Origin of the sequence: Streptomyces triticirhizae (genome assembly GCF_003696235.1) — a bacterium.
GTDB classification, from domain to species: Bacteria; Actinomycetota; Actinomycetes; order Streptomycetales; family Streptomycetaceae; genus Streptomyces; species Streptomyces triticirhizae.
The window spans coordinates 1-12163 of the sequence record NZ_RFFJ01000187.1; the positions used below are offsets into that span (position 1 = coordinate 1).

The 12163-nt window shown below is 73.1% G+C and carries 11 protein-coding genes and 1 pseudogene; 6 read left to right on the plus strand and 6 right to left on the minus strand.

Going from position 1 to position 12163, the window contains the following annotated elements:
* Positions 1-350 (plus strand): annotated as a pseudogene (locus tag EBN88_RS30800) (hypothetical protein); the annotation flags it as partial.
* 168 nt (positions 351-518) lie between these two features.
* On the opposite strand, the gene EBN88_RS24365 reads toward EBN88_RS30800, so the two are convergent.
* The 3 genes from EBN88_RS24365 to EBN88_RS24375 are packed head-to-tail and all read right to left on the minus strand — an operon-like array spanning position 519 to position 4269.
* A complete protein-coding gene (locus tag EBN88_RS24365; RefSeq protein ID WP_122399216.1) occupies positions 519-1607 on the minus strand; it encodes an ABC transporter permease in 1089 nt (362 codons plus the stop codon).
* Positions 1600-3150 (minus strand): sugar ABC transporter ATP-binding protein, encoded by a 1551-nt coding sequence (locus EBN88_RS24370; protein ID WP_122399217.1) that lies wholly within the window; start codon positions 3148-3150, stop codon positions 1600-1602. Before EBN88_RS24370 ends, EBN88_RS24365 begins: the two co-directional genes overlap by 8 nt.
* A 60-nt stretch (positions 3151-3210) precedes the next feature.
* A complete protein-coding gene (locus tag EBN88_RS24375) occupies positions 3211-4269 on the minus strand; it encodes a sugar ABC transporter substrate-binding protein (RefSeq protein ID WP_233580907.1) in 1059 nt (352 codons plus the stop codon).
* Between the two features lie 447 nt (positions 4270-4716).
* Here EBN88_RS24375 and EBN88_RS24380 point away from each other — a divergent pair, with 447 nt between their 5' ends.
* Positions 4717-5601 carry a glycosyltransferase family 2 protein gene (locus EBN88_RS24380; RefSeq protein WP_122399219.1) on the plus strand — a complete coding sequence of 295 codons (885 nt, stop codon included), beginning with the start codon at positions 4717-4719 and terminating at the stop codon, positions 5599-5601.
* Between the two features lie 12 nt (positions 5602-5613).
* Here EBN88_RS24380 and EBN88_RS24385 read toward each other — a convergent pair whose 3' ends face one another.
* The 3 genes from EBN88_RS24385 to EBN88_RS24395 all read right to left on the minus strand — a co-directional run bounded on the left by EBN88_RS24385 (position 5614) and on the right by EBN88_RS24395 (position 8286).
* The gene (locus EBN88_RS24385; protein ID WP_122399220.1) at positions 5614-6888 is read right to left on the minus strand and encodes an MFS transporter; all 1275 of its coding nucleotides are present in this window, start codon (positions 6886-6888) and stop codon (positions 5614-5616) included.
* A 158-nt stretch (positions 6889-7046) separates the two neighbouring features.
* Complete coding sequence (locus EBN88_RS24390) at positions 7047-7676, minus strand: TetR/AcrR family transcriptional regulator (RefSeq protein WP_122399221.1); 630 nt, start codon at positions 7674-7676, stop codon at positions 7047-7049.
* Positions 7677-7707: 31 nt separating this feature from the next.
* Positions 7708-8286 carry a sugar O-acetyltransferase gene (locus EBN88_RS24395; protein WP_122399222.1) on the minus strand — a complete coding sequence of 193 codons (579 nt, stop codon included), beginning with the start codon at positions 8284-8286 and terminating at the stop codon, positions 7708-7710.
* Positions 8287-8636: 350 nt separating this feature from the next.
* Between EBN88_RS24395 and EBN88_RS24400 the strand changes: the two genes are divergently transcribed.
* From EBN88_RS24400 to EBN88_RS24415, 4 genes are all read left to right on the plus strand, one after another.
* Positions 8637-9113 carry a hypothetical protein gene (locus EBN88_RS24400; protein ID WP_122399223.1) on the plus strand — a complete coding sequence of 159 codons (477 nt, stop codon included), beginning with the start codon at positions 8637-8639 and terminating at the stop codon, positions 9111-9113.
* Positions 9114-9172: 59 nt separating this feature from the next.
* On the plus strand, positions 9173-10072 hold the full coding sequence (locus EBN88_RS24405) for an alpha/beta fold hydrolase (RefSeq protein WP_122399224.1): 900 nt from the start codon (positions 9173-9175) through the stop codon (positions 10070-10072).
* Between the two features lie 178 nt (positions 10073-10250).
* A complete protein-coding gene (locus EBN88_RS24410) occupies positions 10251-10754 on the plus strand; it encodes a hypothetical protein (protein ID WP_122399225.1) in 504 nt (167 codons plus the stop codon).
* A 226-nt stretch (positions 10755-10980) separates the two neighbouring features.
* The coding region (locus EBN88_RS24415; protein ID WP_147472828.1) for an ROK family transcriptional regulator at positions 10981-12163 on the plus strand (1183 nt) is incomplete at its 3' end.

A 12163-nucleotide genomic window follows, 5' to 3' on the forward strand; every position in this document is an offset into this window, starting at 1 on the left:
CGCGCGGCCGGCGCGGGGGACGCGCTCGGCGCGTTCGGGGCGCCGCGCCCCGGCGGCTGGCCGACGACCGGCTCGGCGGCGCCGCCGCCTGGTCGCTGATCGTGACCGCCCAGGCCGTGGGGTTCGTCGTCGGCGGGCTGGTGGCCCTGCGGATCAGGCCACGGTTCCCGATGCGGACGGCCACCTACGCCACCTTCGGCTTCGTGCCGCCGTTCCTGCTGCTGGCCCTCGGCGCCCCGGTGTGGCTGATCGCCGTCTCCACCCGGGTCAACGGCGTGTGCGGCGACGTCTTCGAGGTGCTGTGGTCCACCGAGCCGCAACGGCACGTTCCCCAGGAGGCGTTGTCCTGAGTCAGCTCCTACGACGCCCTGGGGTCGTTCGTCCTGGGCCCGCTCGGCCTGGCCGTCGTGGGGCCTGTCTCCGCCGCACGGCCCGCGAGGAGACGTTCGCCGGAGTGGGGAACTGGCCCGCCGGCGCATCCCGGAGGCGCCTACCAGCGCTTCCGCGACGGACACGGCCTAGTCCTGGGCCTTCCCCGTCGTGATGCGGGACATCACCAGCGCGAGGAGGATGATCGAGCCGTTGAGGGCGTCGATCCACTCGGCGGGGACGCCGCCGAGGGTGAGCACGTTTTGGATCATGAACAGCAGCAGGATGCCGGTGAACGCGCCGAAGAGGCTGCCCCGGCCGCCGGAGAGGCTGACGCCGCCGATGACGGCGGCGGCGAAGACGGTGAAGATCGCGCCGTCGCCCTGCGCCGCCGCCACCGAGCCGAGCCGGCCGGAGAGCAGCAGGCCGCCGAGCGCGGCCAGCAGACCGGCGACCACCAGCACGACGGCGACCGTGCGGTGGGTGCGGATGCCGGCGGCCCGGGCGGCGTCCTCGTTGCCGCCGATGGCGTAGAGGGAACGGCCGAAGCTGGTGTAGCCGAGCACCGCGATCCCGACGGCGAACAGGGTCAGGCAGAGCCAGACGGAGACGGGCAGCCCGAGCCACTGGGTGGTCCCCAAGTAGCTCATGGAACGCGGCAGTTGGAAGAACGTCTGGCCGCCGGAGATCCCGGTCAGGGTGCCGCGCAACATGATCAACATGCCCAGCGTGACGATGAACCCGCTCAGCCCGAAGCGGACGATCAGCAGCGCGTTGACCAGCCCGATCGCCACCCCGACGGCCAGGGTGACCGGCACGGCGAACGCCCCGGGCAGCAGGTCGAGGCCCTGTCCGGCCTCGCTGACGGTGAGCCAGGCGGCGACCCCGGGGGCCAGCCCCATGGTCGACTCCAGCGACAGATCCATCTTCCGCACGATCAACACCAGTGCCTGCGCCAGCACCAGCAGGGCGATCTCGGACATGGTCTGAAGGATGTTGATCAGGTTCTGGCGTTGAACGAAGACCGGGTCCACGATCCACCCGGCGACCGCCACCGCCACGATGGCCGGCACCAGCGCGAACTCCCGCAGCCTGGCCATCGGTATCCGGCCACCGAGCAGCCGGGGCGGCCCCCCGCCGGCCGGGGCGGGCGGAGGCTCCGCGCCGGCGACGGCGAGCGCGGGTCCCGGCGCGACGGGCTCGGACGCCGCGGGCCCGGAGGCCACGGGCTCAGGCATTGACGTGCACCCCTTCCATGGCGGTGACCAGTTCGTTGTCCGTCCAACCGGCGGTGAACTCCGCGACCAGCCGGCCCCGGAACATCACCAACACCCGGTCGCAGAGCGCCAGATCGTCCAGTTCGTCGGAGGCGATCAGCACGCCGGTGCCCTCGGCGGCCACCTCCTCGGCCTTGCCCAGCAGAAAGTCCTTGGACCGCACGTCCACCCCGGCCGTCGGGTTGATCAGCACCAGCAGCCGGGGCCGGTTGGCCAGGGCCCTGGCCATCACGACCTTCTGCTGGTTGCCGCCGGACAGGCCGGAGACCGGCAGCCCGGGGCCCGGGGTCTTGATCGCGAGCTGGCCGATCATCTCCCGGGCCAGCGCGTCCCGCTGCCGCACATCGATCAGCCCCCTCGGACCCAACCGATCGGGAACGGTCAGGGTGGCGTTGTCCGCGATCGTCATGTCCGGAACGAGACCCTGCCGGTGGCGGTCCTCCGGAACGAACCCGACGCCGGCGGCCAACGCGGCCGGCACATCCCCGGGTCGGGGCCGCCGCCCGTTCACCTCGATCGTTCCGACGTCGGCCGCCCGCAGACCGGAGAGGGTCTCCGCCACCTCGATCCGGCCGCTGCTCGCGGCGCCCGCCAACCCCACGATCTCCCCGGCGCGCACCGTGAACGACAGCCCCGTGTAACGGTCTGCCAGGCCGAGCCGATCGACGGTCAGCACCGGCCGCGCGTCGGCCGGCGGGCCGCCGGAGCGTTCCCGCAGGTGGCCGGTGGGCGCGGCGACCTCCTCGCCGGTCATCGCGGCCACCAGCTCGTGCTTGGGCACCTCCGCCACCGGCGCGGTCAGGACGTGCCGGGCGTCCCGGAACACCGTCACCGTGTCGCAGAGGTCGTAGACCTCCTGGAGGTGGTGACTGATGAACAGGAACGTCACTCCGCGCTCGCGCAGCTCCCGAATCCGCGCGAAGAGCCGGCCGATCGCCGCCGCGTCCAGCTGCGCCGTCGGCTCGTCCAGCACGATCAGCCGCGCACCGCCCGACAGCGCGCGGGCGATCTCCACGAACTGCCGCTGCTCGACGGTGAGTTCGCCGGCCAGCGCGCGCACGTCCGCCGCCACGCCCCACTCGTCCAGCAGCGCCCGCGCCCGCCGGCGCAGCGCCCGCCAGTCGACCAGGCCGAGCCGGTTCGTCGGCTGCCGGTGCGGAAAGAGGTTCTCGGCCACGGTCAGGCCGGGGATGACCGTGGACTTCTGGTAGACGCAGGCGACCCGGCCCCGCCACGCCTCCCGGTCGGCCAGCCGGGGCGCCGGCCGGCCGTGGAAGCTGATCTCGCCCTCATCCGGGCGGACCAGGCCGGTCAGGATCGACACCAGCGTCGACTTCCCGGCCCCGTTCCGCCCGACCAGGGCGTGCGTCTCGCCGGCGGCGACGCTGATCCCGGCCCGGTCCAGCGCCACCGTCGAGCCATAGCGCCTGGTCACCCCGACCGCCCGCACCGCCGGCGGCGCCTCAGCCGACGGCCCGGTGCCGCCGGTCCGCGCGTTCTCCACCCTCGGGCCCCTCTCGTCGCAGTTGCCGCGAAAACTCGGTCAACCGGCCGCCGGCCGGCGTCAGTTGGCGTTGTTGCCCCAGAGCGAGTCGTCGTCGTACGGCAGGCTCTCCACCCCGCCGTAGGTGCCGCCGTCCCTGGTCACCAGCGGGGCCGGCAGCTGGTCCTCCAGCACGCCCTCGCGCACCTCGACGATCTCGCTGCCGTGGTCGGTCGGCCCCGGCTCGAAGGTCTCGCCCTCCAGCGCCGCCCGCAGATAGCGCAGCGCGTGTTCGGCGTAGAGGTCGGCGGGCTGGGAGACGGTGGCGTCGATCCGGCCCTCGCCGATCAGCTGGAGTTCCTGCGGGATGCCGTCGTTGGAGACCACGAAGACGTGTTCCGGATCGTCCGGCGGCACCGCCATGTTCAGCTGGTCCAGCACCTGGAGGGTGCCGGAGAGCGCGAAGCTGGCCTGCATGTACACGCCGCGCACATCCGGGTGCGCGGTGAGCGTGGTCTGGAGCCTCTGCGCGGCCGTCGCCGCGTCCCAGTTGGTGGCCTCGCCGAAGACCTCGATGTCCGGGTAGTGGGCGGCCATGCACGCGTTGAACGCCTCGGTGCGGTCCCGGCCGTTGATCGAGGCGAGGTCGCCCTGGAGCATCACGACCTTGCCCGCGCCGTCGAGTTGGGTGCCCAGATAGTGGCAGGCCTGCTCCCCGTAGGCGCGGTTGTCGGCCCGCACCACCATGAACACCTCCCCCTCATCGGGCCGGGTGTCCACGGTGACCACCGGGATGTCCCGCTCGGCGAGGGTCTGGAGCACGGGCGCGACCGCCGCCGTGTCCTGCGGCGCGATGGCCACCCCGTCCACGCCCTGGCTGACGAGGGTCTGCACGTTGGAGGCGAGCGTGGCCACGTCGTTGCCGGAGTTGGTCGTCTTCGTGTCGAGGCCGAGTTCCTCGGCGTAGCGGGGCACATAGTCGATGTAGGAGTTCCAGAAGTCGGTGTCCGACCTCGGGTAGTCCACGCCGATGGTGCTCCCGTCCGCGCCCCCGCCGCCGCCCGTGTCGTCGGCGCAGGCGGTCAGCAGCGCGGCGGACAGCACGAGGATGCCGGCCAGCCTGGTGGTACGGAGCTTCACGTCGTTCTCTTCTCCTTCGGACGGGCGCGTCCCCGAGGGCGGCGGGGCGCGCGGCGTTCCAGCGCCGACGAGCCGCGCGCCGCGCGCCGCTCCCACGGGGCGCGGCGCTGAGGACGTGACGGCGGTGGGGCGAGACGGTGGGGGAGTGAACGCGGGAGTGGGGGAGGGCCGCGCGGGATGCGACCCAGACATGGGATCGTTTTATAGACCCCGCGCGGTGCGCTGTCCATGGGGTGTGCGGAGCCCATGGCGAAACACCAGGTGGAGGCGTTGTACCGGATCTCGGGTTGCGTGAACCCCCGAGCAAGTGACCCTATGTCTGCGGGTGTTGGGTCGGAACGACCGGAACGCCCCCCGAAACGTTCTAAGGTGGGGCATCCCCAGGCCGACGGGGTGGTGAACGGCAGACGTACGCGCGGTGGCGCGCGCGACGGGAGGCATCGGTTGATGGATGTGAGCGACCCTCGACCGCACGACCGACCCACCGTCGGGGTCGTGGTGTTGACCATGAACGACCGCCCGCGCGAGATGGCCGAGGCGCTGGCCTCGCTGCGAGCCCAGCGCGGCGTGGAACTGGACATCGTGGTGGTCGGCAACGGCTGCGTCCCCGAGGGCGTCCCGGACGGGCTGCGCACCGTCTCCCTGCCGGAGAACGTCGGCATCCCCGAGGGCCGCAACGTGGGCGCGCGCCATGTCGCCGGCGAGTACCTGGTGTTCTTCGACAACGACGCGGTGCTGCCCACCGTCGACGCCCTCGCCCGGCTCGCCGCCGCCCTGCGCGCCGACCCCGAACTCGCCTATGTCCAGCCGAGGATCGCCGACCCCGACGGCACCACGCTCCGCCGCTGGGTGCCCCGGCTGCGCTCCTCCGACCCGGGGCGCGGCGGGGTCGCCACCGTGATGGCCGAGGGCGTGGTGCTGGTGCGGCGCTCCGCGTTCGAGGAGGTCGGCGGCTGGCCGGGCCACTTCTTCCTCTTCCACGAGGGCATCGACCTCGCCTGGCGGCTGTGGGACCACGGCTACACCGGCCGCTACACGCCGGAGGTCGTCGTCCACCACCCGGCGACCAGCCCGGCGCGGCACGACGGGTTCTACCGCCTCACCGCCCGCAACCGGGTCTGGCTCGCCCGCCGCAACCTGCCCCGGGTGCTGGTCCCGTTGAACCTGGCCAGCTGGCTGCTGCTCACCCTCGCCCGGACGCGCGGCCACGCGCTGAGGGTGTCGTTCCAGGGCTTCGCCGAGGGCTGGCGCGGCGACTACGGCCGCCGGGCGCCGATGAGTTGGCACACGGTCCGCCGCCTCACCAGGGCCGGCCGCCCGCCGCTGGTGTGACCCGGCCGGGGCTCAGGGCGTGTCGGCGTCCGTGCTGCGGGTGTCGGCGTCCACGTGGCGGGTGTCGAGGATGCCGGAGGTCGCCAGGAGCGCCAGCCCCGCCACGGGAACCAGCACCAGGCCCAGCCGGATCGACTCCGCGTCCGCGATCAGCCCGATCACCGGCGGCGACACCAGGAACCCGACCCGCAGCAGGAACGCCGCCACCGTGATGCCCGCACCCGGCCACAGCCCGGGAATCTCGTCCGCCGCATGAAACGCGGCCGGAATGATCGTCGCTATCCCGATCCCGCACAGCCCGAAGCCCAGCACCGTCGTCGGCACCGAGGGCCACAGCAGCGCCACGCCCATGCCGACCAGCACCAGCAGGCCCCCGATCCTGGCCGTGGTCCGGTCGCCGAGCCGGTGCACCACCCGGTCGCCCAGGAGCCGGGCGACGGTCTGCGTCCCCTGGAGCGCCATGAACGCCATCCCGCCGATGAACGGGCTCGAACCCAGTTCGTTCTGGAGGTAGTTGGAGCCCCAGGACGCCGGGGCGTCCTCGATCACGGCCGTTGCCGCCGTCATCAGGCCCAGCAGCGCGAACGCCATCAGCACCGGCCGCCGCAGCCAGCTCCGCCGGCCGGCCGCCGCCCGCGACCCGTCGGAACCGTTCGCCCCGTCCGCCCCGTTCGCCCCGTTCGTCTCGGCGGCGGGCGCGCGCTCCGCGTCCTCGGGCCCGGGCAGCAGGAACCGGGACGAGGTCAGCGCCGAGCCCACCGCCAGGGCGCCCACGATCGCGAGATGAACCGCCAGCGACAGCCCGAGCTGGGCCGCGCCGGCGCCGGCTATCCCGCCGACCACCGCGCCCACGCTCCACAGGCCGTGGAAGGAGTTGAGGATCGAACGCCCGTAGCGCCGCTGAACGCGCAGGCCGTGGGCGTTCATCGCGACGTCCGTGATCGCGTCCAGGCTGCCGGCCAGGAAGAGGCCCAGGCAGAGCACGGCGAAGTTCGGCGCCGTGCCGACCAGCAGGATGTTGAACCCCATCAGCAGCTGGCTGACCACCGCCGTGCGGGCCGAGCCGTACCGCTTGATCAACGGGCTGGCCGCGAGACCGAGCATCAGCGCGCCCAGCGGCATGGCCGCGATCGCGGTGCCCAGCGCCGCGTTGGACAGGTCGAGACCGGACTTGATCTCCGGGTAGCGGGGGACCACGTTGGCGAAGAGGAAACCGTTGGTGAAGAACAGCGCGGCGACCGCGCAACGCGCCCTGACCGGGCGGTCGGTGGCGGTGAGGGAGGACATGGCTCTCTTTCCGGGCGTGCTGGGGCGTACGGGGGTTGTGTGCGGGCGTGTGGGGGTGTGTGAGGGCGCGTGGTGGTGCGCCGGGCGCTCTGGAGTGGTGTGGGGCGGTGTGAGGGGTGTCGAGTGGTGTGGGAGTTCGATGGGGGCGCGCGCTGCGGTCAGCGCGCTGCGGCCTCGCCGGAACCGGTCGGGCCCGGGTCGGCTCCGGTCGGGCCCGGCCGCTCGGCCCGCGCGGTGATCCGGGCGATCGCCTCCACCGTCAGCGCCCGGTCGTGCGGCTCGGTCTCCAGCGCCCGATGGATGGCCAGCCCCTCGATCAACGCGTCCAACTGCCGTGCGGTGGCCGGATCGAAGTGCCACTCCAGCGCCACCCGGCTGCGGCGCATCCACTCCCGGGTCAGCTCCCGGAAGGCCGGCTTCCGCGCCGCCAGCGTGTACAGCTCGTGGGTCAGCACGACCGCCCGCTGGTTGCCCGCGTCCCCTCGGGAGAGGTGGTGGACCAGGTCGGCCACGGCCTCCCTGGCCTCGTCGACGTTCCGGGCCGCGCCGAGCCGCTCCTCGAACAGGGCCACCACCGTGTCGGCGAAGCTGGTGAACGCCTCCCGCAGTAAGGCGTCCATGCCGTCGAAGTGGTACGTCATCGATCCCAGCGGCACCCCGGCCCGCGCCGCGACCTTGCGGTGCGAGGTTCCGGCGACGCCGGACTCGGCGATCACGTCGAGGGCCGCGCGCACGATGCGGTCACGGCGGTCCGGGTCGTGCCGTCCGAACGGCGTCGTCGCCGTCACGGTCGGGGCTCGGGTGGCACGCGGGGACGGATCACAGCGACCTGATCACGCGGGCGGGGCTGCCGAGGGCGAGCACATTGGCCGGAATGTCCCGGGTGACCACAGCGCCGGCGCCGATCACCGAATTGTCCCCGATGGTGACCCCGGGCAGGACGATCGCCCCGCCACCCAGCCACACGTTGTCCCCGATGGTGATCGGCTTGGCCGCCTCCAGCTTGTCGCGACGCGGCTGCGGCTCCAACGGGTGGATGGGAGTGAGGAGTTGAACGTTGGGCCCGAGCTGGCAGTCGGCGCCGATGGTGATCGGGGCGACGTCCAGGGCGGTCAGGTTGTAGTTGATGAAGGTGCGGTCGCCGACGGAGAGGTAACTCCCGTAGTCGACGAACAGCGGTGGCCGAATATGGGCGTCCGCGCCCAGGGAGCCGACCAGCTCCCTGACGATCGACTGGGCGCCCTCGATGTCGGTGGCGTAGGCAGTGGCGTACTCCCCGGCCAGACGGACCGCACGCTGCTGGGCCGCCAGGATTCTGGGGTCGTCGGCGACATAGAAGTCCCCGGCGAGCATCCGCTCCAGATTGCTGCGGTCATCACCCTCGAAGTAGTCCGTCACGCGCCCGACACTACACCTCGGGTGTACGAACGTACACCCGCTCTGACCTGTGATTTCCCTCGCGGAGGCCCTCCGGGGGTTGACCCGTGGGAGCCCCCGGGACGCACCCGCGAGAGCCCTCCGGGGTGGACCCGCGAGCGCGTCGCTCGCCGTACGCACGGGGGTGCGCTCCGCACGGACGGGAGGGCGCCCCGGCGTCCGGGGCACTCCCCGCGCGCCGCCGGCGGCCGGCGGGAAGGGTGAAAGGCCGCGAAGCGCAAATCCAGCTCAAGTTGACTCCGATCACCCCACATCGCTGGTTTCCTTGGGAACGAGGGCGGACGGTAAAGGGGAAGAAGGGGAATGCGATCGTGGAAGAGGAAGAGCGCCTCAGGGAGATCATCGGCTTACGCATGAAGGAGTACGAGTCGCTTCGGGGCGAGATCACCCAGCGCATCAGTGCCCGACAGCAGATGGCAGGCTTCGCGGCTCTCCTGACCGCGATCGGCGTGACGCTCGCGGGAGATCTGCGGTGGTGGCGGTTCGCCGTCGTCGCCCTCGTCCTGGTCGGAGGCGTCACCTATCTCCACAACAGCAACAAAGGAATACAACGCCTCGGTCTGTATCTGCGGGAGGTGGAAGGCGATATCAACGCGCTGACCACACGGCTGTACGGGCATTCCACACTGGCCTGGGAGGGGCGCCGACAGGGGCAGCGAAACGATGAGAGTCGGTTTCTGCGGGTCGTCGGAATTCTCGGCGGCTGGCACGTGAGGGACGCTGGGCAGGCACCGTCGCCCGCGCCTTCCACGTCCAGGGGTACTGGCGGCCGAACCGGCACTCCATAGGTGGATGACCTGCCGCTTCGGCCTCGGGGCCGGTGACGCCGTGGCTAAGCTCTCGGCCCATGAGTCAGCTACTGACCCTCGACGTGCCGGTCGGGGCGCGGGTGGGTCCCCTGGTCACCGCGCGCGGTGACTTCGCGGCCGTCGATGCCCGGCCGGCAACGCCCGACCGGTGTGCGGGAACCGTGCTCCTGGTGCCCGGATTCATGGGCAGCAAGGAGGACTTCCTGCCCCTGCTCGCGCCCCTGAGCCGGGCGGGACTCCGCGCGGTGGCCATCGACGGTCGCGGCCAGTACGAGACGGCGCGGCTCCACCGGTCCGGCCCGTCCGCGTCGCCCGATTCGTACGCCCTCGACCAACTCGCCGGGGATCTGGTCGCGTTGGCGGAGTCCCTGGGGGGCGGGCCGGTGCATCTGCTGGGGCATTCCTATGGCGGGCTCATCGCCAGGGCGGCGCTGCTGCGCACCCGGGGCGACGCCGCGCTCTGGCGGTCCCTGACGCTGATGAACTTCGGCCCCGGCGCCGTGGCGCCCGCCCAGCGGGACCGGCTGCGGCTGCTGCTCGCGGCCCTCGACTCCATGACGCTCGCTGACATCTGGCCCTTCCTGGGGAACGACGCGTCCGACGGGCCAGCCCACGTTCCCCCCGAGGTGCGGGACTTCTCCCGCACCCGGTGGCTGGCCAACGACCCCGCGCAGGTGCGGGCCGCCGCCGAACAGCTCCTCGAAGAGCCCGACCGCAGCGCGGAGTTGGCCGAGCTGGACACCCCGGTGGCCGTCGTCTCCGGGAGTCCCGATCTCACCTGGCCCGCGGAGGGCGTCGCGCGGATGGCACACGCGTTGGGCGCGCGACTGGTCACGGTGCCGGACGGTGGACACTCGCCGAACGTGCACGCGCCCGAGCGGACCGCCGCGGCCCTGGTGGAGTTCTGGCGATCCCTGCGGACGCCCAGCGCCCGTTGACCCCGGGGCTGTTGGGCTGCGGTGCGGCCCTCGTCGCGCCACGCCGGCGGGAAGTTCGTTGGACCGCGTCCCGCGTTGGGCGGGACCGTGTCGCCCGGCCGGTGACGGCCCAACTGCCGCCGTCGGGCGTCCGGTTGGTGGGAGGGAACCGGCGCCCGGCCGGGGACGTCCCAGGTCCATGAGACGAAGAACGGGCACGAGGGGCGCGGCCTGGGCGCTGGGCGCCGCCGTCGGGGCGTCGCTGCTGGCCGGCTGCGGGGCGGCCGAGGAAGGGGCGCCGGCGGCGAACACCGGGGCGCCGGCGACCGGTTGGGACGAACCCGCCGACTACACCTACACCTGGGCCTCCTACGAGGGCCCCTGCGGCGGGGAGTCCGCCGGCTCCTGGACGATCACCGTGGAGGACGGCGAGACCGTCGCGAACGAGCCGCTCGACGAGGTCGCGCGCGGGATGTCCTGGGACGAGGGCGCGCCCACCATCGCCGAGGAGCACGCCGCCGCGCTCGGCGTGCGGGAGGACGGCGCCTACGACCGGGTGGACATCGCCTATGTCGAAAGCGGCCCGGACGAGGGCCGCCCGGCCAGCGTGCACTTCCTGGACCGGCCGGGCGAGGGCGACGACCCGTCCTACGAGGGACAGGACTCCTGCGTCGAGTTCACCGACTTCGCGCCTGCCGACTGAACGACCGCCGGGACACCGCCCGAACGCCCGTCTGTGAACGCCGCGTTGCGACCGTGGCCCCGTTGCCGGAATGTTATGAACGGCCCCCGTTCGTCGCTCTCGGCCAACTCTCCCACGGGTCGCGCGCGGCGGGCCTCGCGGGGGTGTGTGAACGGCGTATGGCGCCGTGTTCCAGCTTTTTTCCGGACCGTTGACGTAAATATTCGGCCGCCGCAGGCTGTCCGGCATGAACCCACAGGACACCCCGCTGACCAGGCTGCGGGCGGGTCACGAACGGTCGGTGCTGGAACTGCTGCGCCGCCACGGGCCGTTGACCCGGGCCGCTCTCGGACGCCACAGCGGGCTCTCCCGCACCACGCTCTACGACATCGTGGGCAGCCTGGTCGCGCGCGGCGCCGTGGTCGCCGCCCCGCCGGGGGCGGGGGAGCGGCGGCGCGGGCGGCCGGTGGAGACGCTCAGCCTCAACCCCGACGCCGGGCTGGCCGTCGGCGTCGACTTCGCTCGCCGGGCGGTCCATGTCGCGGCGGTCAACGTCGCGCACGAGCCGATCGGCTCCGCCAGCGCCCCGCACCCGGCGCGGCTGCCCTGGGCGGAACGGGTCGCGCTGGCCGAACGGTTGATCGGCTCCCTGGCTGGCGGCGCCCTGCGGCTGGACGCGTTGGACGCCATCGGGATCGGCCTGGTCGGCCCGGTCTCCCAACAGGACGCCGGCGAGAGCGAGTTGGAGCCGGTCGCGCTGCTGCGCGAACGCTTCGGGGTGCCGGTTCTGGTCGACAACAACACCCGGCTCGCCGCCCTCGCCGAGGCCACCTGGGGCGCGGGCGCCGGCGCGCCGGACGTGCTCTATCTGCGGCTCTCCCACGGCGTCGGCGGCGGCCTGGTCGTGGGCGGCGCGCTCCACCGGGGCCCGCGCGGCCTCTCCGGCGAGTTCGGGCATGTCGTGGTCGAGCCGGGCGGCCGTGCCTGCGAGTGCGGCGGCGTCGGCTGCCTGGAGACGGTGGCCTCGCTGGGCGCGGTGCTGGCGGCGTTCCACGCCGAGGCCGGCGGCCCCGCCCCGGATCTCGACCGGCTGCTCGACGCGGCCGGCTCCACCGGCGAAGGCCCCGAAGTCGTCGCCGCGCGGGCGGTGTTGGCGGAGGTCGGCGAGCGCGTCGGCGCCGTGCTGGCGGCGGCCTGCCAGGTCGTCGGGCCCGGACTCGTCGTGCTGGGCGGCGAGTTGGCGCGGGCCGGCGAGGCGTTGACCCGGCACGTTCAACGGGCCATCGAGGCGCGGGTGATGCCGACCTCGCGCCGCCATGTCGCGCTGCGCCGGGCGACGTTGGGTGAGGCGGGCGGGGCGCTGGGCGGCATCGCGCTGGTCCTCCACGGGCCGGCCTCGCCTGGCGGCGAGGCCGCGAACGGACCGGGTC

Coding starts and splice junctions, on each gene's coding strand:
- EBN88_RS24365 (WP_122399216.1), bottom strand. CDS start 1,607: ATGCCTGAGCCCGTGGCCTCCGGGCCCGCGGCGTCCGAGCCCGTCGCG.
- EBN88_RS24410 (WP_122399225.1), top strand. CDS start 10,251: ATGAGACGAAGAACGGGCACGAGGGGCGCGGCCTGGGCGCTGGGCGCC.
- EBN88_RS24380 (WP_122399219.1), top strand. CDS start 4,717: ATGGATGTGAGCGACCCTCGACCGCACGACCGACCCACCGTCGGGGTC.
- EBN88_RS24405 (WP_122399224.1), top strand. CDS start 9,173: ATGAGTCAGCTACTGACCCTCGACGTGCCGGTCGGGGCGCGGGTGGGT.
- EBN88_RS24385 (WP_122399220.1), bottom strand. CDS start 6,888: ATGTCCTCCCTCACCGCCACCGACCGCCCGGTCAGGGCGCGTTGCGCG.